This is a genomic window from Paraburkholderia sp. SIMBA_053 (genome assembly GCF_046534895.1).
Taxonomy (GTDB): domain Bacteria; phylum Pseudomonadota; class Gammaproteobacteria; order Burkholderiales; family Burkholderiaceae; genus Paraburkholderia; species Paraburkholderia caledonica.
Window position 1 is genome coordinate 612,948 of sequence record NZ_JAWRXU010000003.1, and the last position, 21,825, is coordinate 634,772.

Genomic DNA, 21,825 nt, shown 5'->3' on the forward strand with positions numbered 1-21,825 from the left:
AATGGCCGACCCGATTACTTCCCGCTCCCGTCACGGCACGAGCGCTTCTGCCGCCAGACCCACGCGAGCGCGCACGCTTCCTCGCTGGCATTATCTCGTCGCGCTGGCGGCGGGCGCGGCGAACACGCTGTCGTTCGCACCCACGCCGCATGGCGGCTGGCTCGAACTTGTCATTTTCGTGTTTTTCTTCGGCTGGCTGACGCGTACCACGGGCTGGAAAAGCGCCGCCCTGACAGGCGGCGCGTTTGGCTTCGGCAACTTTGTGAGCGGCGTCTGGTGGTTGTACGTCAGCATGCATTTTTTCGGCGGCATGCCAGCGCCGCTTGCCGGCACGGCGCTCGTGCTGTTTTCGGTTTATCTCGCGCTGTATCCTGCTTTGGCCGCGGGCATCTGGTCGTTCTGCGCCGGTCATGCCCGCAACGGCTCGTCGAGTACCGATACGCCGTTCTCGCCGACATGGCATGGAGCGCTCGCGTTCGCCAGCGCATGGGCAATCGGCGAATGGTTGCGTGGCACGGTGTTCACCGGTTTTCCGTGGCTCGCTAGCGGCTACGCGCAAGTCGACGGCCCGTTCGCTGGATTCGCCCCACTTGCGGGCGTGTATGGCGTCGGTTGGGTGCTCGCGCTTGCAGCGGCGTTGATCGTGCAGGCAGTCGTTGCTCTGCTGCGCCGTCGCCGCGAGGCTCGCGAGGCTGCGTCCGGCGGCGAGGATACCCGCGGCGGCACCGCGCGGATCGCCGCGCCGGCCGGCGTCGCGCTGGCGCTGATCGCGGCAGGCCTGCTGCTGCCGCTCGCCAAGTGGACTGTTCCCGCCAACGCGCCGTTGACCGTGCGCCTCCTGCAAGGCGACGTCAAACAGGAAATGAAGTTCGAGGAAGCGGGCATGCGCGCCGCCATCGACCAGTATCAGCAGATGATCACCTCCGAGCCCGCCGACCTGATCGTCACGCCGGAGACGGCCATTCCCGTGCTGGCGCAGCAGTTGCCGGCGCCGTTCGCGTCGGCGGTGCGCAGCTTTTCGGACTCCACCGGCAGCGCGATCCTGTTTGGCGCAATCGGCGGCTCCGTCACACCCGAAGGCCGCGTGGTCGACTACACGAACAGCCTGTTTGGCGTGACCCCCGGCACACGTGACATCTACCGCTACGACAAGCATCACCTGGTACCGTTCGGCGAGTTCGTGCCGTGGGGCTTTCGCTGGTTCGTCAACCTGATGAGCATTCCGCTCGGCGACTTCGCGCGCGGCGGTCCGGTGCAAAAGCCGTTCGTCGTGCACAACCAGCCGGTCGCAGTCGACATTTGCTACGAAGACATTTTTGGCGAAGAAATTGCGCGGACCATCCGCGAAAGCGATACGCCGGCAGGCGTGCTGGTCAACTCCACCAATCTCGCGTGGTTCGGCGACACCATCGCGCTCGACCAGCACTTGCAGATAGCGCGCATGCGCTCGCTCGAAACCGGCCGTCCGATGCTGCGTGCGACCAACACGGGCATGACGGCCGCGATCGACGCCAACGGCAAAGTGCTCGGACGGCTCACGCCCTACACGATCGGTTCTCTCGACGTCACCGTGCAAGGCACGGCCGGCCGTACGCCCTATGTGACGAGCGGCAATAACACGGTGCTCGCCGTTTCGTTATTCCTGCTCGCATTCGGCTTTGCTTTCGGGCCGGGCAGGACTTTCCGGAAAAACGGTAAATCCGGGAACGGTGAGGCATAAGCAATAAAAAACGCGCGCTGCGGCATGGCCGCAAGCGCGCGTTTGTTGAACCACGCAAGCGTTATTGATTCGAAGCAATACGCTGCTGAATATGCTGCGCGCGTGCAGGCGACGCCGGGTGCGAACTCAACATACTCGATTTTCCGCCGTCTATTTGCGCGAGTTTGTTGAACGCCGTGACAAGGCCCGACGGATCGAGATTTTTCTTTTTCTGCAAATCGAACGAATAGTCGTCGGCGGCACTTTCCTGAGTTTGCGAGAATTGCGCGTTAATCAGCTTCTCCGAGAAATCGCCCAGTTGCGAACCGGACAGCGCACCCGCAACGCCACCCGCCGAAGAAGCAACCGAACGCGCCGCGGATGCCGCATACGCAACCTGCATTGCCTTCTTCGTATGGCCGAGCGCCACGTGGCCCATTTCATGGCCGACCACGCCGCGCACCTCGTTGTCGTTCATCATGTCCATCAGACCGCTGTACACGCGCACGCAACCGTTAGCCATTGCCCACGCGTTGACGTCCTTCGTCATGTACACCTTGTAATTCACCGGCGTGCCGTTGATGTTGTCGCCCAATTGCGCGGCAATCTTGTTTAGACGTTTCTGGTATTTGCTATTAGCGGGCGCGATCGTGTTTTCGCTGTCGAGTTGCGCGCACGATTTGTCGGTCAGCGTGCGCACGTCGGCGTCGGAAAGCGTAGCCGCTTGCGTGACCAGCTGACCGGATTGAACCAGTGCCGACGGATCAAGGCTGCTCACATTGGAGCACGCGGCAAACAGCGAGCAGGCAGAAGCGGCAATAACGAAGCGATACGGTTTCATCATGAAAGTCTCTTTGTGGTGTATTCGTTTTGACGACGCACATAACGCGTCGTCCATTCGCAATGGCCGCTTTCGACGCTGAAACATGCCGAATAGATAACCGCAGAACCATTGCCCCACGCGGCAGACGAAAAAAAAGCGCCTGACGGGAGGCGCTTTTTTACCACAAACGAAAGCATTAATTCATGACTTTGAAAGACTGATTAACGCAATTTTGCAAACTTGCTGTAATCGCGGGCACGGTGCTTTATCGGATCAGTCAGTTAACCGGCACAGTATCAATAAACGACGGACGCAACGAAAGCTTCTGAAAATGCTTGTCGAGATTCGGGTGCGACTCGCGCCAGTTCAGTTCCGGCATGCGAAAGTCGAGATAGCCCAACGCGCAACCCACGGCGATATCGGCGAGCGTGTAGTGATTGCCCGCGCACCACGGCTTGCTGCCCAGGCCCTGAGACATGGCGACGAGCGATTCGTCGATCTTGCGCTGCTGCCGCGCCACCCACGCGTCGACCCGCTGCTCCGGCGTGCGCTGCGTGCTTTCAAGGCGGATCAGCACGGCGGCGTCCAGCAGGCCGTCGGCGAGCGCTTCCCAGCAACGCACCTCGATGCGCTCGCGCCCCGCTTGCGGAATCAGCTTGCCGACCGGCGACAGCGTGTCCACGTACTCGCAGATCACGCGCGAGTCGAACACTGCTTCGCCATCTTCCATCACGAGGCACGGGACTTTGCCGAGCGGATTGAAGGTGTGGATGCGGGTATCCGGCGCCCAGACGTTCTCGGGCACCAGCTCGTAGTCGATCTTCTTGTCGGCCAGCACGATGCGCGCTTTGCGCACGAACGGGCTGGCGAGCGAACCGATGAGTTTCATCATTGCCATCTGCCTTTTTCTGAATCCGGCGAAAGTATAAGTGCTTGGCGCGTTGCGCGAGCGGCAGGTGCGCTCTCTGCGAGCCGCATGCACGTTCGCTGTGGATGGATTGCAACATTGCCGCGCCGCCCGAGCGCCGTCTAGCCGGCCGAACGGCCAACGCGCCGGTCGTTCGACGTCGGCATCGGCACAAAATGACTCTGTGCATTGGGCGCTACAATCGCACGATGAACCAGCCGACCGAACCCACCATTGCCATCGACGTCTACCGTACACGCCGCGAGCGCGTACTCGCCGCGCTGCGGGCGGCGGGCGGCGGCGTCGCCATCGTGCCGACCGCGCCCGAAGCGCTGCGCAACCGCGACGCGGATTATCCGTACCGGCACGACAGCTACTTCTACTATCTGACCGGCTTCACCGAGCCCGAAGCGCTGCTCGTGCTCGACGCAAGCGCCGCAACCGGCGAGCCCGCGTCCATCCTGTTCTGCCGCGAGAAAAATATCGAGCGCGAAACGTGGGAAGGCTTCCGTTTCGGGCCCGACGGCGCGCGGGTAGCCTTCGGATTCGACGCCGCGTTTCCGTTCGGCGAAATCGACGCGCACATGCCGAGGCTGCTCGCGGACAAGCCGTCGCTGCACTACGCGCTGGGCACGTCGGAGAAACTCGACGGCCAGGTGCGCAGCTGGCTCGAGGCCGTGCGCGCTCAAGGCCGCAGCGGCGTAGCGGCGCCCATGGCCGCGCGCGATCTCGTGCCGCTGCTCGACGACATGCGGCTCATCAAGGACGACCACGAACTGGCGATCATGCGCCGCGCCGGACAGATCTCCGCGCAGGCGCACCGCCGGGCGATGGCGGCGTGCCGCCCCGGCGTGCGCGAGTACGAACTCGAGGCGGAGCTGCTCTACACGTTCCGCAAATTCGGTGCGCAGGCGCCCGCCTATACGTCGATCGTCGCGGCCGGCGCCAATGCTTGCGTGCTGCACTATCCGGCCGGCAGCGCGATTGCGCAGGATGGCGACCTCATCCTGATCGACGCGGCCTGCGAACTGGACGGCTACGCATCCGACATCACGCGAACGTTCCCGGCAAGCGGCCGCTTCACGCCGGCGCAGCGCGAGCTTTACGACATCGTGCTCGCCGCGCAGCAGGCGGCTGTCGACGCGACGCGCGTCGGCGCCAGCTTCGACGATCCGCATCAGGCCGCCGTGCGCGTGCTGTCGCAAGGCTTGCTGGACACGGGCATTGTCGAGCGCAACAAGTTCGCTTCTGTCGACGACCTGATCGCCGAACGCGCCTACGCGCCGTTCTATATGCACCGTACCGGCCACTGGCTCGGCATGGACGTGCACGATGTCGGCGACTACCGTGAGCGCGGCGCGCCGCGCGACGAAACCGGCGCGTTGCCCTGGCGCACGTTGCAGGCTTCCATGACGCTGACCATCGAGCCCGGCTTGTATATCCGCCCGGCCGAAGGCGTGCCCGAGCGCTACTGGAACATCGGCATTCGCATAGAGGACGATGCGATCGTCACGCCCGCAGGCTGCGAACTGATGACGCGCGACGTGCCGGTCGCCGCCGACGAGATCGAAGCGCTGATGCGCGACGCCCGCGGCTCTTGAAACAAGGAAGTAACCCGCAATGAACGATGTCTCCCCGTCCACGGTGATCCTGAGGCCCGCCGCACTCGATCAGACATTCGATTTCGACGTGACGATCGTGGGCGCCGGGCCGGTGGGGCTCGCGCTGGCCGGTTGGCTGGCCCGCCGCAGCGCGACGCGCGCGCTCAAAGTCGGCCTCGTGGACGCCCGCGAGCCCGAAGATTCGATTGCCGATCCGCGCGCGATCGCCGTCTCGCACGGCAGCCGCATGATCCTGGAGCCGTTGCGCTGGCCCGCCGACGCCACCGCGATCCAACGTATCCACGTATCGCAGCGAGGTCGTTTCGGCCGCACGCTGATCGACCACGCTGAGCACGGCCTGCCGGCGCTCGGCTATGTGCTGCGCTATGGCTCGATCGTGCATGGCCTCGCCGAAGCCGTGCACGCGACGCCGGTGCACTGGTTCCGCTCGACCTCCGCCGGCGCGCCTGTTCAGGAAAACGACGGGGTCACGCTGCCGATCGAAACCGCCGGCGTCACGCGCCGCTTACGCACACGGATTCTCGTGAATGCGGAAGGCGGCCTGTTCGGCGACCAGAAAAGCGGGCACGGCGGCGCGAAGAGGCGCGCAGCCGCGGCGGTCGGCGCAAGCACCGAGAACGACACCGAAGCAGACGACGGGCGCGACCCCGAAGCGCACACGCGCACATCGGCGCCGAACGACGCGGGCGAGCATGCCGGCAAACGCTCGGACAAACAGGGCACGCAGAGCACGCGCGACTACGGGCAAACAGCGCTGGTCGGCACGGTGACCGTGTCGGCGCCGCAGCCGCATGTCGCGTGGGAACGCTTCACGCCGGAAGGTCCGATCGCGTTGCTGCCGATGGGCGGCGTGCGTGGCGCGGACTACGCGCTCGTGTGGTGCTGCTCGCCGGACGAAGCCGCGCGTCGCGCGCAACTCGCCGACGACGATTTCCTGCACGAACTCGGCAGCGCGTTCGGCGGTCGCATGGGACGCTTCACGCACATCAAGGGGCGCGCATCGTTCCCGCTCGGCCTGAATGCCGTCGATACGCTCGTCAAGGGTCGTGCTGTCGCAATCGGCAACGCAGCGCAAACGCTGCATCCGGTAGCGGGTCAAGGGCTCAATCTCGGCTTGCGCGACGCGCATGCGCTCGCCGACGCGTTGTCGGCGGAAGGTCCCACGCCGCTCGCGCTCGCGACGTTCGCGCAGCGCCGCGCGCTCGACCGCCGCATGACGATCGGTGCGACCGACACGCTCGCGCGTCTTTTCACCGTCGACTTCCCGCCGCTCGCGGTCATGCGCGGCCTCGCGCTGACCGCGCTCGAATTCGTGCCTCCCGTGAAAACCGCGCTCGCGCGTCAGATGATGTTCGGGCAGCGCCGCTGAGCATAGGCGCGCGGCTCGCGTGCCGGTTTATGCGCGGCTCGCGCGGCTCCGCTTTCGTCGCGTCTGCGCCGCCCGAACCAGGTTCAGCGAGCAGTCAGAACTCTATGACGCCGACGACTTTCATAGAAGATTTAATGGGTTACAGCACTCGCAGGTCCGGTGCGGGCTATCCGTTAACGCTAAAATAGCGGTTTTCCCTCGCATTTCGCGAACGCTCCGATTGACAACACCGTGCAATCGGTCGCTGGCGCGTCCATGTCATGCCCACTCTCGGCTCGCACAATTTACGCAATAACCTGTTCGTCGCGCCCATGGCCGGCGTGACCGACCGTCCGTTCCGGCAGTTGTGCAAACGGCTGGGCGCGGGCTATGCCGTGTCCGAAATGGTCGCGTCGAACGCGCAGTTGTGGAAAAGCGAGAAGACCATGCGTCGCGCGAATCACGCGGGCGAGGTCGAGCCGATCGCCGTGCAGATCGCCGGCGCCGATCCCGCCATGATGGCCGAAGCGGCCCGCTACAACGTGGCGAACGGCGCGCAGATCATCGACATCAATATGGGCTGTCCAGCCAAAAAGGTTTGCAATGTGGCGGCCGGTTCGGCCCTGTTGCAGAACGAGCCGCTCGTGCAGCGCATTGTCGAGGCGGTGGTGAGCGCAGTGGGCGTCGGTCCCGACGCGGTGCCGGTCACGCTGAAAATCCGCACCGGCTGGGATCGCGAGAACAGGAATGCGCTGAATGTCGCGCACCTCGCGGAAAACGCCGGCATTTCGATGCTGACTGTGCACGGCCGCACCCGCGCCGACCTGTATCACGGCGACGCCGAATACGAGACCATCGCCGCAGTCAAAGCGGCGGTGCGCATTCCGGTGGTGGCCAACGGAGACATAACGTCGCCGGAAAAAGCGCGCCACGTGCTTGCCGTCACGGGAGCGGACGCCATCATGATCGGCCGCGCGGCGCAGGGGCGCCCGTGGTTGTTCCGCGAGATCGAACATTTCCTGCAGACGGGCGCGTTGTTGCCGCCGCCGCGCATCGACGAAATCCAGCAGGTCATGAACGAACACCTGGAAGATCACTACGAGTTCTACGGGGAATTTACCGGCGTTCGCACTGCGCGCAAGCACATCGGCTGGTACACTCGCGGCCTTTCCGGCGCCAACGTGTTCCGGCATCGCATGAATACGCTGGACACCACGCGCGAACAACTCCTCGCCGTCAACGAGTTTTTCGACGCACAGAAGGCGATCTCCGACCGCCTCGTCTACGTCGACGAAACCGTCGGCAACTCCGGGCCCGACAACAAGGGCGAGGACCACACAGACCGACTAGCAGCATGAGCAAGAATAATATCGAACAATCTGTCCGCGACAGCCTGGGCGTGTACTTCCAGGATCTCGACGGCTCGAATCCGCACGACGTGTACGACATGGTGATTTCGTGCGTTGAAAAACCCCTGCTCGAAGTGGTGCTCGAGCAGGCCGGCGGCAATCAGTCGCTGGCCGCCGAGTATCTCGGCATCAACCGCAATACGCTGCGCAAGAAGCTGCAACAGCACGGTTTGTTGTAGCTCGAAGTAGTTTTCTCGCGCCCTGCCACGTTTCCCTTCGGCTTTTCGTCTTCATCATGATCAAGCAAGCGCTCATCTCCGTTTCCGACAAGTCCGGCATCGTCGACTTCGCCAAGTCGCTGTCGGACCTCGGTGTCAAGATCCTGTCGACCGGCGGCACCGCGAAACTGCTCGCGGACGCCGGCCTCTCCGTCACTGAAGTCGCCGACTACACGGGCTTCCCGGAAATGCTCGACGGGCGCGTGAAGACGCTGCATCCGAAGGTGCACGGCGGCATTCTCGCGCGCCGCGACCTGCCGGAACACATGGCAGCGCTCGAGAAGCACGACATTCCGACCATCGACCTGCTGGTCGTGAACCTGTACCCGTTCGTGCAGACGGTGTCGAAAGAAGAGTGCTCGCTGGAAGACGCGATCGAGAACATCGACATCGGCGGCCCGACCATGCTGCGCTCCGCTGCGAAGAATCATCGCGACGTGACCGTGGTGGTCGATCCGGCTGATTACGCGGTCGTGCTCGAGGAAATGCGCACGAACAGCAACGCGGTGTCGTACAAGACGAACTTCCGTCTCGCGACCAAGGTGTTCGCACACACCGCGCAGTACGACGGCGCGATCACGAACTATCTGACGAGTCTCACCGACGAACTGCAGCACGCGTCTCGCAACGCTTATCCGGCGACCTTCAACCTCGCCTTCGACAAGGTGCAGGATTTGCGCTACGGCGAAAACCCGCATCAGAGCGCCGCGTTCTATCGCGACCTGTCGGTGCCGGCCGGCGCGCTCGCGAACTACAACCAGTTGCAAGGCAAGGAACTCTCGTACAACAACATCGCCGACTCCGACGCGGCGTGGGAATGCGTGAAGACCTTCGGCGTGCCGGCCTGCGTGATCGTCAAGCACGCGAATCCGTGCGGCGTGGCGGTCGGCGCGGACGCGAACGAAGCCTATTCAAAGGCATTCCAGACCGATCCGACGTCGGCGTTCGGCGGCATCATCGCGTTCAATCGCGAAGTGGATGAAGCGGCGGCGCAAGCGGTGGCCAAGCAGTTCGTCGAAGTGCTGATCGCGCCGTCGTTCAGTGCCGAAGCGCGCCAGGTTTTCGCGGCGAAGCAGAACGTGCGCTTGCTTGAAATCGCACTGGGCGAAGGCCATAACGCGTTCGATCTGAAGCGCGTGGGCGGCGGCCTGCTGGTCCAATCACTCGATTCGAAGAACGTGCAGCCGCGCGAGTTGCGCGTGGTCACGAAGCGTCATCCGACGCCGAAGGAAATGGACGACCTGCTGTTCGCGTGGCGCGTGGCGAAGTACGTGAAGTCGAACGCAATCGTGTTCTGCGGCAACGGCATGACGCTCGGCGTCGGCGCCGGCCAGATGAGCCGTGTGGACTCGGCGCGCATCGCGAGCATCAAGGCGCAGAACGCCGGTTTGAAGCTGAGCGGCTCGGCGGTCGCGTCGGACGCGTTCTTCCCGTTCCGCGACGGCCTCGACGTGGTCGTGGCAGCGGGCGCGACCTGCGTGATCCAGCCGGGCGGCTCGATGCGCGACGACGAAGTGGTGAGCGCCGCTGACGAACACAACATCGCGATGGTGTTGACCGGCGTGCGTCATTTCCGGCATTGATTTGGGTTTGACGAGCGGCGTGTCATTGCAACATCCGCAGTAGGCGACGATAGAACGGCCCGGTGGAATTTTCCGCCGGGCCGTTTTGTTTTCGGACGCCCGCGCAACGCCGACTGAGTCGTCAGTCCGGGGGATCCTTGCGCTCGTAGCCGTCCCTCACGTCCGGGTGCTGGCTGATGTAGGTGCCAAGGCCCTCGCCTTGCTTTGCGAGGCGCTTGAGCGCAGCAACATGTTTCGCGCCGACGCTCTGTTTCGAATACCAGTAGGTCGTGCCCGAGTTGAAGCGAGCGGCGACGAAGTTATCGCCGATTTCGTAAGCCACGACGCCCGATTTTCCGCTCCTGTTCCCATAGCGCTGCATGTGCGATCGCCTCCCTGTGTCCACGGCAGCAGTTTTTATTCCGCCTGCCCCGCCACATGCGGACCGCCGCGCGGCGTGTGTGTTGTAGTATCGCAGGCACCTGGTTTTAACCGCATCTGCGGCACTTCATGAGAATTCTCGGCATCGACCCCGGCTTGCGCGTGACCGGCTTCGGCGTGATCGATCAAAGCGGTCACACACTGAGCTATGTCGCGAGCGGCATCATCAAGACCGCGGACGCCGACTTGCCGTCGCGGCTCGGCACTATCTTCGAGGGTATCTCGACGCTGATTCGCCAGCACTCGCCGGATCAATCGGCGATCGAAAAGGTGTTCGTCAACGTCAATCCGCAATCCACGTTGCTGCTCGGCCAGGCGCGCGGCGCGGCCATCTGCGGACTCGTCGCGGGCGGCGTGCCGGTTGCCGAATACACTGCCCTGCAGTTGAAGCAGGCGGTAGTCGGTTACGGCCGCGCGACCAAGGAGCAGATGCAGCAGATGGTCGTGCGCCTGCTCAATCTTTCGGGCGTGCCGAGCACCGACGCCGCCGACGCGCTCGGCATGGCCATTTGTCATGCGCACGGCGGCACGACATTGAGCACGCTCGGTGGCATCGCGCCATCGCTTGCAAAGAAAGGACTGCGCGTGCGGCGTGGGCGTCTGGTTGGCTGATGTTGCCGCGGCGCCCGTCATTTTTTCGCTTGATGCAATGACTGGCCTTAAGCGGCGCACACGCCCTGCGCTACACTCGCCCTTTCTCTCGAATCTGAATTCGCCATGATCGGTCGCATTGCCGGCGTTCTGCTGGAAAAAAACCCGCCGCATCTGCTCGTCGACTGCAACGGTGTCGGTTACGAAGTCGATGTGCCCATGAGCACGTTCTACAACTTGCCGTCCACCGGCGAACGCGTGGTGCTGCTCACGCAAATGATCGTGCGAGAAGACGCGCATCTGCTCTACGGCTTCGGCACGACGGAGGAACGCTCCACTTTCCGCGAGTTGTTGAAAATCTCGGGAATCGGCGCGCGCATGGCGCTGGCCGTGCTGTCCGGCATGAGCGTGCACGAGCTTTCGCAAACCGTCACGCTGCAGGACGCCGCGCGCCTCACGCGCGTACCGGGCATCGGCAAGAAAACGGCAGAGCGACTGCTGCTCGAACTGAAGGGCAAGCTCGGTGCCGACCTCGGCGCGATGGCCGGCGCGGCGTCCGCATCGGATCACGCGTCCGACATTCTCAACGCGCTGCTCGCATTGGGCTACTCGGAAAAAGAAGCGTTGGCGGCAATCAAGAATGTGCCGGCCGGCACCGGCGTTTCGGAAGGGATCAAGCTCGCGCTCAAGGCGTTGTCCAAGGCCTGAAGCTGACGCCCTGGCGGCGGCCTCGCCGTGCTCAGGCAATGACGCCCGCGTGATGTGAGGTCGTCTGTCGGGTCGACGCGCATCGGCCATTCGGCCGGGTTTCCCGACCGTCCTCGCGCGGTACAATGACCACATGATCGAAACCGACAAACTCGCCGCCGAGCGCATCATCGCGGCCACGCCCGTCTCGCCGAACGAAGAAGCGTTCGAACGAGCGTTGCGACCGCGCCAGCTCGAAGAATATGTCGGGCAGGAAAAAGTGCGCGGTCAGCTGGAAATCTTCATTGAGGCAGCCAAGCGCCGCTCCGAATCGCTCGACCACGTGTTGCTGTTTGGGCCGCCGGGCTTGGGCAAAACCACGCTCGCGCACATCATCGCGCGGGAAATGGGCGTCAATCTGCGGCAAACCTCCGGGCCGGTGCTGGAGCGCGCCGGCGACCTGGCCGCGCTGCTGACCAACCTCGAAGCCAACGACGTGTTGTTCATCGACGAAATCCACCGGCTCTCACCGGTCGTCGAGGAAATTCTGTACCCCGCGTTGGAGGATTATCAGATCGACATCATGATCGGTGAAGGGCCGGCCGCGCGCAGCGTCAAGCTGGACTTGCAGCCGTTCACGCTGGTCGGTGCGACCACCCGCGCGGGCATGTTGACCAATCCGCTGCGCGATCGCTTCGGCATCGTTGCACGGCTGGAGTTTTATAACGCCGAGGAACTCGCGCGCATCGTTACGCGTTCGGCTTCGCTGCTGAATGCGCAGATTCATCCTGACGGCGCGTTCGAAATCGCCAAACGCGCGCGTGGCACGCCGCGTATCGCCAACCGGTTGCTGCGCCGCGTGCGCGATTTCGCCGAGGTTAAAGCCGACGGCAACATCACCGCTCAAGTCGCCGACGCGGCGCTCAGAATGCTCGACGTCGACGCGGTCGGCTTCGACCTGATGGACCGCAAGCTGCTGGAAGCGATTTTGCACAAGTTCGACGGCGGACCGGTCGGCGTAGACAACCTTGCAGCGGCCATTGGCGAAGAGCGCGACACTATTGAAGACGTGCTCGAGCCGTATCTGATCCAGCAAGGCTTCCTGCAACGCACGCCGCGCGGCCGTGTGGCCACGCTGCTGACTTACCGGCACTTCGGGCTCGCTGCGCCGGACGCGTCCAGCACGTTGCCTGGGCTGTGGGACTCGGCTGCGACCTGAAGCCGGATCTCGGCGCGAGCGGCTATTCCTGGGCCGGTTGAGCAACCTGACGCGCGTGCGGGTCGTCGCGGCCAGTAATCAGATTAACGGAATGAACGGCGTGTTCGAACGCGCGCGTCGGCGGGCTACTGCGGCGCGCGGCCTCGGATATTCGCTCAACGGCGTGACACGAGTTGACGCGACGCGGCGCGAGTGATCAACGCCCCAGTTCCGGACCCTTCTTGAAGCTATCGTCGGCGCCAGGCGCGTCGAGATGCGAGATGTCGCCCCACGACACCACCGTCGCACGGCCGTTGTCGAAGTCCACCACATTCACACTAGTGTTCAGCAGCGCGTAGTCACGCGGCGCATCGAGCGGTAAACCGCATGCAAAGCGACGCACACAATCGAGCACGCCACCGTGCGCGACGCAGGCAATTCGCCCACCCGGATGCGCGGCGACGAGCGGTTCGATCGCGTGCAGCACGCGGTGGTAGAACGCGCGCTGCGACTCGCCTCCGGGCGGCGTAAAGCCGGGGTCGCGGGTCTGCCAGTGTGCGTATTCGTCCGGGAAACGCGCGGCGATTTCATCGCTGTCGTGACCCTGGAACGCGCCGTATGAGCGCTCGCGCAAACCTTCGCGTAGATGCACCGGCAAACCTAGCGCGTCCGCGAAGGGTTGCGCGGTTTGCCGCGCGCGCTGCAGGTCGCTCGAATAGATCGCATCGAGCCGCGCGCCGTGCTTCACTTCATCGGCGATGCGGCGTGCAAGGCTTTGCGCCTGCGCAAGTCCTACCGCCGCGAGCGGAATGTCGATGTGCCCTTGAATGCGTTTGATGCGGTTCCAGTCGGTCTCGCCGTGCCGGATAAACAGAATCTGCGTGGTCATGGGATCCAGTTGGGCGCTGTTGGCCGGTTGTGCCGAACCGCTATGGTTGCAAGAACTGCTCGAAATCAGGCGTTGGTCTGCAGCCAGAACGTGACCGGCCCGTCGTTGACGAGCGACACCTGCATCTCGGCGCCGAATTCGCCGGTCTCGACGATAGGATGCCTGGCGCGCGCTGCCGCAACAAAGTAGTCGAACAGGCGCTTGCCCTCGTCTGGCGGCGCGGCCGGCGTGAAGCTCGGACGCAAGCCGCTGTTGGTGTCCGCGGCCAGCGTGAACTGCGAAACCAGCAGCAGACCGCCAGCGCGCCCGGCGCCGTCCAGATTCTGCACAGAAAGGTTCATCTTGCCTGCGGCGTCGCTAAACACGCGGTAGCCGAGCACTTTGGCGAGCAGCCGGTCGGCCGCCGCTTCGGTGTCGCCGCGCTCCGCGCACACGAGCGCGAGCAGGCCCGCGTCGATCGCGCCCGTCACGCGGTCGGCCACGCGCACTTCGGCGCGCCGCACGCGCTGGATCAACGCGATCATCGGGCAGTCTCCGGCTGCGAAGTTCGGTTCATTGCCCGCACACTCAGGCAGTCAGCGTGACGCGCGCAAAGCGGCGCTTGCCGACCTGCACGACGTACTCGCCCGACTCGACCTTCAAGCCCTTGTCCGACACAGTCGCGCCGTCGATCTTCACACCGCCCTGCTCGATGTTGCGCAACGCTTCGCTCGTCGACGGCACGAGGTTGGCCTGCTTGAGCAATTGGCCGATGGCTAGCGGTGCGCCCGCCAGCGTCACCGCCGGGATATCGTCCGGCACGCCGCCCTTCGCGCGGTGGTTGAAGTCTTCCAACGCACGCTCGGCATCGGCCTGCGAGTGAAAGCGCGCGACGATTTCCTGGCCCAGCATGACCTTGAAATCGCGCGGATTGCGGCCGGCCTCGATCTCTTTCTTGAAGCCTGCGATTTCGTCCATTGGACGGAACGACAGCAATTCGAAGTAACGCCACATCAGCACGTCGGAAATGCTCATCAGCTTGCCGAACATCTCTGTCGGCTTTTCGCTGATGCCAATGTAATTGTTCTTCGACTTCGACATCTTCTCGACACCGTCGAGGCCTTCGAGCAGCGGCATCGTCAAAATGCACTGCTGCTCCTGGCCGTACTGCTTCTGCAGTTCACGGCCGACCAGCAGGTTGAACTTCTGATCGGTGCCGCCGAGTTCCAAGTCGGCATTCAGCGCGACCGAGTCATAACCCTGCATCAGCGGATACAGGAATTCGTGGATAGAAATCGGCACGCCGCTCTGAAAACGCTTGGTGAAATCTTCACGCTCGAGAATTCGCGCAACCGTGTAGCGCGACGCGAGCTTGATCATGCCGTCGGCGCCGAGCGGCATCGACCACTCGCTGTTGTAGCGGATCTCGGTCTTCTCGCGGTCGAGCACCAGCGCGGCCTGCTCGAAATAGGTCTTCGCGTTCGATTCGATCTGCTCGCGCGTGAGCGGCGGGCGCGTGGCATTGCGGCCCGACGGGTCGCCGATGAGCGACGTGAAGTCGCCGATCAGGAAAATGACCGTGTGACCGAGATCCTGCAACTGCCGCATCTTGTTCAGGACGACCGTGTGGCCGATATGAATGTCCGGCGCGGTCGGATCGAGCCCGAGCTTGATACGCAGCGGCGTGCCGGTCGCCGCGCTCTTCGCGAGCTTTTGCGCGAATTCTTCTTCGATCAGCAATTCGTCGACGCCTCGCTTGGTGACGGCGAGCGCGTGACGGACTTCGTCGGTGATCGGGAAGGCGGGGGCGGCGTTAGGCTTGGTGGACTCGGTGCTCATGCTGGAAACGGGAAGTCGCGGAAAAGGTAGATTGTCCCATAGATGCGCGCCGCCGCGCCCACCGGCAGGGGTGAGAGCGCGTTCTGACGGTGCGGGTTGGACGTCGCATCCCGGCTGCAGCGCGTCCCTTCGCCCGGGACGCGCTTTATATTCGAGCGCGCTTGCATCGATAATCTGCTAAAACCTTCGCAAAGCAGCGGCAATGAAAGAGCAACGAACCATGATCAGGAGCAGCAACGTGGCGCAAGACCCCGCAGACGGCGTCTACTTTGGATTGATGTCCGGCACCAGCATGGACGGTGTGGACGGCGTGGCTGTCCGGTTCGCGCAAGGGAAACCGCCCGTGGTGCTGGCCGAGGCGTTCGTCGGCTTTGCGGCTGGCTTGCGCGACGCGTTGTTCGCGCTGCAGCAGCCGGGCGAAAACGAGATCGAACGGGAAGCGCTGGCCGCCAATGCGCTCGCCACGCGCTATACCGTGTGTTGTCACGAGCTCTTACGAGGTTGCCACGTTTCCGCCGCCGAAGTGCGCGCGATCGGCGTGCATGGGCAGACGGTGCGGCACAGGCCGGAAAAAGGCTACACGCGGCAGATCAACAACCCGGCGCTGCTTGCCGAGATGATGCATATCGACGTGGTCGCCGACTTCCGCAGCAGGGACGTGGCCGCTGGCGGCCAGGGCGCGCCGCTCGTGCCGGCGTTTCATGCGACCATCTTTGGCGCGAAAGACGAGACGCGCGTGGTGTGCAATCTCGGCGGCATCAGCAACATCACGATTCTGAATGCGACCGGCAGCGTGCGGGGCTTCGATTGCGGGCCGGCGAACGCGCTTCTCGACGAGTGGGCGCAGCGCCATCTCGGCAAGCCATTCGACGAAAACGGTCAGTTCGCGGCAAGCGGCCAGGTCGACCGGTCACTGCTGAACGCGCTGCTCGACGAACCGTTTTTTGCACAACAGCCGCCCAAGAGTACCGGTCGCGACCTGTTCAATGCCGAGTGGCTCGATGCCAAGCTGCGCCCGTTTGGCGGACTCGCGCCGGCCGACGTGCAAGCGACGCTGGTCGCGCTGACCGCCGTGACGGTCGCGCGCGAGATCGAGCGGCACGCGCCGGACGCGCGAGCGGTCTACGTGTGCGGCGGCGGTGCGCGCAATCCCGAGATTCTGAAGTCGCTGCAGCAGGCACTGGAAGACAGCGGCGTAAGCGGCGTTCCCGTAATGACGACCGACGCCCTCGGCGTGCCGCCGAGCCAGGTCGAGCCGCTGGCCTTTGCGTGGCTCGCGATGCGCTGTGTCGCGCGCCTGCCGGGAAGTTTGCCGGCTGTTACCGGCGCGAGCGCGGAACGCGTGTTGGGAGCAATTTACCCGCGTTGACGCGGTGGCCATTGAGCGTGCGCGGTTGCAGAGGTCGCGCGGGAGCGCGTCTCGCCGGCTTGCGCAGGCAATAAAAAACGGGGCGCGAAGCCCCGTTGCTTTCCAACGCTTCGTCTTTCCGTTGTCAGACCGAGAACGACGAACCGCAACCGCACGTAGTGGTCGCGTTCGGGTTCTTGATCACGAACTGCGCGCCGTTGATGTCGTCCTTGTAGTCGATCTCAGCGCCGACCAGATACTGGTAGCTCATCGAGTCGATCAGCAATTGCACGCCGCTCTTGTTCATGACGGTGTCGTCTTCGTTGACGGCTTCGTCGAACGTAAAGCCGTACTGGAAGCCGGAACAGCCGCCGCCCTGCACGAAAACGCGCAGTTTCAGGTCCGCATTGCCTTCTTCTTCGATCAGTTGCTTGACCTTGTCAGCCGCTGCGTCGGTAAAGACGAAGGGGGCGGGCATCTCGGTCACGGGTGTGTCGGTGACTGCGTTCATTCGAACTCTCCAAAAAGCTTCTAACCGCTATTGTAGGGCTGATCTCAATATCGTGCCGAAGCCCACAAAATCAATGGGTTCTTACAGTCGCTTCGATCGACACTGCCGTTGCGCGCAGTCCTGCCCGCATCGGCGCCGACGGGGGCCGAGCGGCGACCGCGCCATTGCCCCAAGCGGGGCCGTAATCATAAAAAAAGCCGCCATCGCGACAGCGTTGGCGGCTTTTGCTGCGTTCCGGCCCTGGAGCCGGTGCGCACCCGAAGCGATTAACGCTTCGAGAATTGCTTCCTGCGACGTGCCTTGTGGAAGCCGACCTTCTTACGTTCGACTTCACGAGCGTCACGCGTAACGAAGCCAGCCTTCGACAGTTCCGGCTTCAGCGTTGCGTCGTAGTCCATCAGCGCGCGGGTGATGCCGTGGCGAACTGCACCGGCTTGACCCGTTTCACCGCCACCGTTCACGTTGACCTTAATGTCGAACGTGACGCCGTGGTTCGTGAGTTCCAGCGGTTGACGAACGATCATCAGCGACGTTTCGCGCGAGAAGTAATCGGCGATAGGCTTGCCGTTCACAATGATCTCGCCCTTGCCTGCCTTGATGAACACGCGTGCGACGGCGCTCTTGCGGCGGCCCGTGCCGTAATTCCAGTTACCGATCATGTGGGCTCCCCTTAGATCTCGAGCGCTTTCGGCTGTTGCGCCGAATGCGGATGCGTTGCTTCAGCGTAGACCTTCAGCTTCTTGATCATCGCGTAGCCGAGCGGGCCCTTCGGCAGCATGCCTTTGACCGCTTTCTCGAGCGCACGGCCCGGGAAGCGTTCCTGCATCTTGCCGAACGTCGTTTCATAGATACCGCCCGGGTAGCCCGAGTGGCGATAGTACTTCTTGTCAGTAGCCTTGTTGCCCGTGACCTTCAGCTTGCCGGCGTTGATAACGATGATGAAATCACCGGTGTCGACGTGCGGAGTGAATTCAGGCTTGTGCTTGCCGCGAAGACGGTGTGCCACTTCGCTGGCGACACGCCCGAGAACCTTATCCGTCGCGTCAATCACGTACCATTCGCGCGTCACCTCATGGGCTTTTGCGGAAAACGTCTTCATGATCGATCCAAAAAAATTGCTGCGCCCAAATGTGTTTTTTCCTGCTTGTAGTGTGCGCATCGAGGCGCGTGCAGGCTCTCCCTGTTTCTTCCTCCGCGGGCGCGAATGCGGAAAAGCCCTGAATTATAAAGGAATTTGCGACGTCAAGTCAAAACGTGCTGGACTTGATACCGAATGTGCCTTCGTGAGGCCTTCGGAGCGCGTGAGAACGCGGGCGAAAAAAAACCCGAACGAGCGGTTCGGGTTTAATCCACCAAAGGAGGAGGTGGAGGAGACAGCGGAGGTTGCGAACTGCCGCAACCGATGGAGCAATTATATGAAGCAAGCTTGTGCAACGCAAGAACATTTGCAATGTGAAATTCGATTTCATAATGCGGATGAAACTGGGCGGCGGGAGCGTCCGCCCAAACGAGCCACCGCAATGAGGCATGCCCGGTTGCGCGGGGCGAGCCAGCGCTACTAGAGTAAATCCCCTAAACGCAGGGCAATCTGCCGAACCACGTCTCAACATGCCGCGCTGCAGCACAGAAGACGTCATTTCGCATATTTGGCTCGCGAGCCGCCTCGGGCGAACGCTGGATCGCCGGGCTACAATGCCGTCTCGATATAGCGATGCGTGGTGGAGTACAGCATGGAATGCAAAGTGAGCTGGATGGGGCAAGACGGGATGGCGTTTGCTGCTGAGACGGGCAGCGGCCACCTGGTTGCGATGGACGGCGCGCCCGAGGGCGGCGGCCGCAATCTCGCACCGCGTCCGATGGAGATGGTTCTGCTCGGCACGGGCGGTTGCACCGCCTACGACGTCGTGATGATCCTGAAGAAAAGCCGCCAGGAAGTCGCCGGGTGCTCGGTGACGCTCAAGGCCGAGCGCGCCAGCGAAGATCCGAAAGTGTTCACGAAGATCCACTTCCACTTCACCGTGACCGGCAAGAATCTGAACCCGGCTACCGTGGAGCGCGCGATCAACCTGTCGCACGACAAATACTGCTCGGCGTCGATCATGATCGCGAAGACGGCCGAACTCACGCACTCGTTCGATATCGTGGCGAACTGAGCGCAGTGTCACGGCGAAAGCACGAGCCGCGCGGGTGGTCCTGACCGAAGCCTCGCACGGAGAAACGAAAATGCCGGCGTCCTGAAAAGACGCCGGCATTTTTTATGAGGTGGCAAAGCAGGCCGATAAGCCGGATTCTGTGCACGCGCAACGTCCGAAGACGCGACGCGCGTGGCAGCCATTCCTCTAGGCGAGTCATTACTGACACGCTCAAGCTTCCTACCCGCAGACGAGACGGGGGCCCCGTCCTGCATCTCGAAGATGCGCGCCTGCCTACTTGGAATTGCTCCGGGTGGAGGTTACCGTGCCGGTCTGCCTTGCAGCAGCCGCGGTGCGCTCTTACCGCACCGTTTCACCCTTACCTGATCCCGACTTGCGCCGGGCCATCGGCGGTTTGCTTTCTGTTGCCCTGTTCCGCGTGTCGCCACGGATGGCCGTTAGCCATCACCCTGCCCTGTGGAGTCCGGACTTTCCTCGCCCTCTTTGGCCGAAGCCGCTGAGGCCGCGACTGCCTGGCCTGCTTTGCTGGCGCCGATTTTAACACCCACGCGCCGCCCGGAGCGGAATACAGACTTGTCGTCGTAGAAGGCCGGTGTCTCGTTGTCGGGCCACCAGCCCGGAATTCCGAGCACCGGAAGCGGCGCGAACAGCCGGCTCGTCAGCGCGTCGGTGGTCAGCAGCGCGGCGCTGACCGCCTCGTCCAGCCACGCGTCGCGGACGGCGGCGTTCCATTCGAAGTACGCCGACGGTACGTCGACGATCCATGCATGCCCCGTGCAGCCCTTGAACGGCGCGATGAGTTTTTCCAGCAGCGCATGGCCGAAGCAGCGCACCTCGCAGCTCGAACCCCATGCGTCGCGCCGCTGGAGCAGCAACGTCTGCCAGTCGAAGCCGCGCAGCGCGGCGCTCAACGCTGGATCGCTGCACGCAAACAACAGTGCGTTTTCGTCGAAGAGAGTCAGCGCATCGCGCACGCTGCCGCGCGTCGAGCCGACGCCGAGCAGGTCGATCGCCGCCGACTGCCGTGTATTGAGCGCGGCCTTGATGCGCGGGAAGGCGAACCACATCGACGCGTTGAAGAAGTCGTGCAGATTGTGGCGCGTCGGCACGCGGCCGGTCGACGCGATGTGCGCCTCGTAGGCGGCGCCGGGCGGTAGTTCGTCCTGCGCGATGAACGCGAGGCGTTGGCCGCGGCCTGTGGTCTGACACGTGTTAGCGGCGTCGGCATTCATTTCGGCGAGCAAGGCGGCGTAACTCGTGAGCGCGGCCCGCTGCCAGCGCTGGCCGCGCTCGGCGAATTGCGCGAACCACGGCCTTGACCAGTCGATAGCGGCGAAGCGCGCCCCGGCCCCCGCGCCCGGCACCGGTTCCGCACCCACCTGTGCTCCCGAGCCTTCGCCGTCGACCACACCCGAGCCTGCTTCGCTCTGCATCTAGCAGCGCCTCAAATCAGCCGCCAACCGATCGACTCACCGCCACGCAGCGGCACGACAGGCGTGTCGCCGACAGGCAGTTCAGCAGGCAACGTCCACTCTTCGCGACGCAGCGTGACCTTCTCCTGATTGCGCGGCAGACCGTAAAAGTCCGCGCCGAAGAAGCTCGCGAAGCCTTCGAGCCTGTCGAGCGCGCCCGCCTGGTCGAAGGCTTCGGTGTACAGCTCCAGCGCGTGCAGCGCCGTATAGCAACCGGCACAGCCGCAAGCGTGCTCCTTCAAACCCTTCGGATGCGGCGCGCTGTCGGTACCCAGGAAAAAACGTGGATTGCCCGAGATTGCCGCTTCGACCAGCGCGACGCGATGCGTCTCGCGCTTGAGCACGGGCAGACAGTAATAATGCGGACGGATGCCGCCCTGGAAAATCGCGTTGCGGTTGTACAGCAAGTGGTGTGCGGTGATCGTCGCGCCGAGCAGGTTCGGCGCAACGCCGGCTTCGCGGATGTAGTCGACCGCGTCTTTGGTGGTGATGTGTTCGAACACCACTTTCAGCGCAGGGAAGTCGCGGCGCAACGGCGTCATGACCCGGTCGATGAACACCTTTTCGCGATCGAACAGATCGATCGACGAGTCCGTCACTTCGCCATGCACGAGGAGCGGCATGCCGGTCTCCTGCATCACTTCAAGCGTTTTCGCGCACTTCATGATGTCGGTCACGCCGGCGTCCGAGTTGGTCGTAGCGCCCGCCGGGTAGAGCTTCACGCCATGCACGAAACCGCTGTCGCGCGCGCGGCGGATTTCGTCCGGCGGCGTGTTGTCCGTCAGATACAGCGTCATGAGCGGCTCGAATTTCGCGCCAGCCGGGATGGCGGCGACGATGCGCTCGCGGTACGCCTGCGCCATCGCCGTGGTCGTGACCGGCGGCTTCAGATTCGGCATGATGATCGCGCGAGCGAACTGGCGGGCTGTGTCCGGCAACACGGCTGCAAGCATTGCGCCGTCGCGCACGTGCAAGTGCCAGTCGTCCGGGCGTGCGAGCGTGATCGAGTCGCGGGAATCAGGAGAAGCGTTGAAATCGGTCATGGCGAGAGGAGAGCGAGAACGGAACAGGGGCAGCTGAAAATGCGAGCAATGCGCCAGCAATGAGGTCAAACCGCCGTGTTGCGGCC

The 21,825-nt window shown here is 63.5% G+C and carries 22 protein-coding genes, 1 other RNA gene and 1 pseudogene; 12 read left to right on the forward strand and 12 right to left on the reverse strand.

All coding sequences use genetic code 11. The features are described from left to right. Position 1 precedes the first annotated feature (1 nt). Positions 2–1,720, forward strand: coding sequence for an apolipoprotein N-acyltransferase (gene lnt / locus SB753_RS14845; RefSeq protein ID WP_410800508.1), 1,719 nt, complete (start codon positions 2–4; stop codon positions 1,718–1,720). A 61-nt stretch (positions 1,721–1,781) separates the two neighbouring features. Here the strand turns inward: lnt and SB753_RS14850 are convergent, their stop codons facing one another. Next, on the reverse strand, positions 1,782–2,540 hold the full coding sequence (locus tag SB753_RS14850) for a M48 family metallopeptidase (RefSeq protein WP_408416143.1): 759 nt from the start codon (positions 2,538–2,540) through the stop codon (positions 1,782–1,784). A 259-nt stretch (positions 2,541–2,799) separates the two neighbouring features. Further along, positions 2,800–3,420 carry a glutathione S-transferase C-terminal domain-containing protein gene (locus tag SB753_RS14855; protein WP_087752497.1) on the reverse strand — a complete coding sequence of 207 codons (621 nt, stop codon included), beginning with the start codon at positions 3,418–3,420 and terminating at the stop codon, positions 2,800–2,802. 218 nt (positions 3,421–3,638) lie between these two features. Between SB753_RS14855 and SB753_RS14860 the strand changes: the two genes are divergently transcribed. From SB753_RS14860 to purH, 5 genes are all read left to right on the forward strand, one after another. Further along, complete coding sequence (locus SB753_RS14860; RefSeq protein ID WP_027804836.1) at positions 3,639–5,030, forward strand: aminopeptidase P N-terminal domain-containing protein; 1,392 nt, start codon at positions 3,639–3,641, stop codon at positions 5,028–5,030. A 19-nt stretch (positions 5,031–5,049) separates the two neighbouring features. Further along, a complete protein-coding gene (locus SB753_RS14865; protein WP_410800509.1) occupies positions 5,050–6,420 on the forward strand; it encodes a UbiH/UbiF/VisC/COQ6 family ubiquinone biosynthesis hydroxylase in 1,371 nt (456 codons plus the stop codon). A gap of 260 nt (positions 6,421–6,680) precedes the next feature. Next, positions 6,681–7,757, forward strand: a complete 1,077-nt coding sequence (dusB, locus tag SB753_RS14870; protein ID WP_088175719.1) for a tRNA dihydrouridine synthase DusB — start codon at positions 6,681–6,683, stop codon at positions 7,755–7,757. After that, positions 7,754–7,987, forward strand: coding sequence for a Fis family transcriptional regulator (locus SB753_RS14875; RefSeq protein WP_020069294.1), 234 nt, complete (start codon positions 7,754–7,756; stop codon positions 7,985–7,987). Before dusB ends, SB753_RS14875 begins: the two co-directional genes overlap by 4 nt. Before the next feature lie 56 nt (positions 7,988–8,043). Then, entirely contained in the window at positions 8,044–9,609 is a 1,566-nt protein-coding gene (gene purH / locus SB753_RS14880) for a bifunctional phosphoribosylaminoimidazolecarboxamide formyltransferase/IMP cyclohydrolase (RefSeq protein WP_410800510.1), read from the forward strand. 121 nt (positions 9,610–9,730) lie between these two features. Here purH and SB753_RS14885 read toward each other — a convergent pair whose 3' ends face one another. After that, positions 9,731–9,970 (reverse strand): hypothetical protein, encoded by a 240-nt coding sequence (locus SB753_RS14885; RefSeq protein WP_087752493.1) that lies wholly within the window; start codon positions 9,968–9,970, stop codon positions 9,731–9,733. 128 nt (positions 9,971–10,098) lie between these two features. On the opposite strand from SB753_RS14885, the gene ruvC reads away from it, so the two are divergent. The 3 genes from ruvC to ruvB all read left to right on the forward strand — a co-directional run bounded on the left by ruvC (position 10,099) and on the right by ruvB (position 12,526). After that, positions 10,099–10,641, forward strand: a complete 543-nt coding sequence (gene ruvC, locus SB753_RS14890; protein ID WP_020069297.1) for a crossover junction endodeoxyribonuclease RuvC — start codon at positions 10,099–10,101, stop codon at positions 10,639–10,641. Positions 10,642–10,746: 105 nt separating this feature from the next. Then, a complete protein-coding gene (gene ruvA, locus SB753_RS14895; RefSeq protein WP_020069298.1) occupies positions 10,747–11,328 on the forward strand; it encodes a Holliday junction branch migration protein RuvA in 582 nt (193 codons plus the stop codon). Between the two features lie 133 nt (positions 11,329–11,461). Continuing rightward, a complete protein-coding gene (ruvB, locus tag SB753_RS14900) occupies positions 11,462–12,526 on the forward strand; it encodes a Holliday junction branch migration DNA helicase RuvB (protein WP_020069299.1) in 1,065 nt (354 codons plus the stop codon). Positions 12,527–12,722: 196 nt separating this feature from the next. Here the strand turns inward: ruvB and SB753_RS14905 are convergent, their stop codons facing one another. The 3 genes from SB753_RS14905 to tyrS form a co-directional block, all read right to left on the reverse strand. Continuing rightward, a complete protein-coding gene (locus SB753_RS14905) occupies positions 12,723–13,394 on the reverse strand; it encodes a histidine phosphatase family protein (RefSeq protein ID WP_020069300.1) in 672 nt (223 codons plus the stop codon). A 65-nt stretch (positions 13,395–13,459) separates the two neighbouring features. Continuing rightward, positions 13,460–13,918 carry a D-aminoacyl-tRNA deacylase gene (gene dtd / locus SB753_RS14910; RefSeq protein ID WP_214877872.1) on the reverse strand — a complete coding sequence of 153 codons (459 nt, stop codon included), beginning with the start codon at positions 13,916–13,918 and terminating at the stop codon, positions 13,460–13,462. Positions 13,919–13,961: 43 nt separating this feature from the next. Further along, the gene (tyrS, locus tag SB753_RS14915; protein ID WP_087752490.1) at positions 13,962–15,212 is read right to left on the reverse strand and encodes a tyrosine--tRNA ligase; all 1,251 of its coding nucleotides are present in this window, start codon (positions 15,210–15,212) and stop codon (positions 13,962–13,964) included. A 238-nt stretch (positions 15,213–15,450) separates the two neighbouring features. Here tyrS and SB753_RS14920 point away from each other — a divergent pair, with 238 nt between their 5' ends. Next, positions 15,451–16,581, forward strand: a complete 1,131-nt coding sequence (locus SB753_RS14920; RefSeq protein ID WP_204522498.1) for an anhydro-N-acetylmuramic acid kinase — start codon at positions 15,451–15,453, stop codon at positions 16,579–16,581. Positions 16,582–16,705: 124 nt separating this feature from the next. On the opposite strand, the gene erpA is transcribed toward SB753_RS14920, so the two are convergent. From erpA to rplM, 3 genes are all read right to left on the reverse strand, one after another. Further along, the gene (gene erpA, locus SB753_RS14925) at positions 16,706–17,071 is read right to left on the reverse strand and encodes an iron-sulfur cluster insertion protein ErpA (protein WP_007180424.1); all 366 of its coding nucleotides are present in this window, start codon (positions 17,069–17,071) and stop codon (positions 16,706–16,708) included. 266 nt (positions 17,072–17,337) lie between these two features. Further along, positions 17,338–17,730 carry a 30S ribosomal protein S9 gene (rpsI, locus tag SB753_RS14930; protein ID WP_007180423.1) on the reverse strand — a complete coding sequence of 131 codons (393 nt, stop codon included), beginning with the start codon at positions 17,728–17,730 and terminating at the stop codon, positions 17,338–17,340. Positions 17,731–17,741: 11 nt separating this feature from the next. Further along, positions 17,742–18,170: a 50S ribosomal protein L13 gene (rplM, locus tag SB753_RS14935; RefSeq protein ID WP_020069304.1), complete on the reverse strand. Its 429-nt coding sequence runs from the start codon at positions 18,168–18,170 to the stop codon at positions 17,742–17,744. Here rplM and SB753_RS14940 point away from each other — a divergent pair. Both SB753_RS14940 and SB753_RS14945 read left to right on the forward strand, forming a co-directional pair. Then, on the forward strand, positions 18,169–18,633 hold the full coding sequence (locus tag SB753_RS14940; protein ID WP_410800511.1) for a hypothetical protein: 465 nt from the start codon (positions 18,169–18,171) through the stop codon (positions 18,631–18,633). The genes rplM and SB753_RS14940 overlap by 2 nt on opposite strands. A gap of 168 nt (positions 18,634–18,801) precedes the next feature. Further along, positions 18,802–19,224, forward strand: a complete 423-nt coding sequence (locus tag SB753_RS14945; protein WP_020069305.1) for an OsmC family protein — start codon at positions 18,802–18,804, stop codon at positions 19,222–19,224. 110 nt (positions 19,225–19,334) lie between these two features. On the opposite strand, the gene rnpB is transcribed toward SB753_RS14945, so the two are convergent. The 3 genes and pseudogenes from rnpB to pyrC all read right to left on the reverse strand — a co-directional run bounded on the left by rnpB (position 19,335) and on the right by pyrC (position 21,739). Then, an RNA gene (gene rnpB, locus SB753_RS14950) (RNase P RNA component class A) lies at positions 19,335–19,748 on the reverse strand. Positions 19,749–19,835: 87 nt separating this feature from the next. Next, positions 19,836–20,657: pseudogene (locus SB753_RS14955) on the reverse strand (DUF3025 domain-containing protein); the annotation flags it as partial. Between the two features lie 11 nt (positions 20,658–20,668). Continuing rightward, entirely contained in the window at positions 20,669–21,739 is a 1,071-nt protein-coding gene (gene pyrC, locus SB753_RS14960) for a dihydroorotase (protein ID WP_310067419.1), read from the reverse strand. Between the last annotated feature and the right edge of the window lie 86 nt (positions 21,740–21,825).

Excerpts from the sequence above, each read along its gene's own strand:
- lnt (WP_410800508.1), top strand. The coding sequence starts at position 2 with ATGGCCGACCCGATTACTTCCCGCTCCCGTCACGGCACGAGCGCTTCT.
- SB753_RS14940 (WP_410800511.1), top strand. The coding sequence starts at position 18,169 with ATGATCGATCCAAAAAAATTGCTGCGCCCAAATGTGTTTTTTCCTGCT.
- pyrC (WP_310067419.1), bottom strand. The coding sequence starts at position 21,739 with ATGACCGATTTCAACGCTTCTCCTGATTCCCGCGACTCGATCACGCTC.
- rpsI (WP_007180423.1), bottom strand. The coding sequence starts at position 17,730 with ATGATCGGTAACTGGAATTACGGCACGGGCCGCCGCAAGAGCGCCGTC.
- SB753_RS14855 (WP_087752497.1), bottom strand. The coding sequence starts at position 3,420 with ATGGCAATGATGAAACTCATCGGTTCGCTCGCCAGCCCGTTCGTGCGC.
- SB753_RS14850 (WP_408416143.1), bottom strand. The coding sequence starts at position 2,540 with ATGAAACCGTATCGCTTCGTTATTGCCGCTTCTGCCTGCTCGCTGTTT.
- ruvA (WP_020069298.1), top strand. The coding sequence starts at position 10,747 with ATGATCGGTCGCATTGCCGGCGTTCTGCTGGAAAAAAACCCGCCGCAT.
- SB753_RS14875 (WP_020069294.1), top strand. The coding sequence starts at position 7,754 with ATGAGCAAGAATAATATCGAACAATCTGTCCGCGACAGCCTGGGCGTG.
- purH (WP_410800510.1), top strand. The coding sequence starts at position 8,044 with ATGATCAAGCAAGCGCTCATCTCCGTTTCCGACAAGTCCGGCATCGTC.
- SB753_RS14905 (WP_020069300.1), bottom strand. The coding sequence starts at position 13,394 with ATGACCACGCAGATTCTGTTTATCCGGCACGGCGAGACCGACTGGAAC.
- dusB (WP_088175719.1), top strand. The coding sequence starts at position 6,681 with ATGCCCACTCTCGGCTCGCACAATTTACGCAATAACCTGTTCGTCGCG.
- ruvB (WP_020069299.1), top strand. The coding sequence starts at position 11,462 with ATGATCGAAACCGACAAACTCGCCGCCGAGCGCATCATCGCGGCCACG.
- SB753_RS14885 (WP_087752493.1), bottom strand. The coding sequence starts at position 9,970 with ATGCAGCGCTATGGGAACAGGAGCGGAAAATCGGGCGTCGTGGCTTAC.
- rplM (WP_020069304.1), bottom strand. The coding sequence starts at position 18,170 with ATGAAGACGTTTTCCGCAAAAGCCCATGAGGTGACGCGCGAATGGTAC.
- SB753_RS14865 (WP_410800509.1), top strand. The coding sequence starts at position 5,050 with ATGAACGATGTCTCCCCGTCCACGGTGATCCTGAGGCCCGCCGCACTC.
- SB753_RS14945 (WP_020069305.1), top strand. The coding sequence starts at position 18,802 with ATGGAATGCAAAGTGAGCTGGATGGGGCAAGACGGGATGGCGTTTGCT.
- ruvC (WP_020069297.1), top strand. The coding sequence starts at position 10,099 with ATGAGAATTCTCGGCATCGACCCCGGCTTGCGCGTGACCGGCTTCGGC.
- tyrS (WP_087752490.1), bottom strand. The coding sequence starts at position 15,212 with ATGAGCACCGAGTCCACCAAGCCTAACGCCGCCCCCGCCTTCCCGATC.
- SB753_RS14860 (WP_027804836.1), top strand. The coding sequence starts at position 3,639 with ATGAACCAGCCGACCGAACCCACCATTGCCATCGACGTCTACCGTACA.
- dtd (WP_214877872.1), bottom strand. The coding sequence starts at position 13,918 with ATGATCGCGTTGATCCAGCGCGTGCGGCGCGCCGAAGTGCGCGTGGCC.
- erpA (WP_007180424.1), bottom strand. The coding sequence starts at position 17,071 with ATGAACGCAGTCACCGACACACCCGTGACCGAGATGCCCGCCCCCTTC.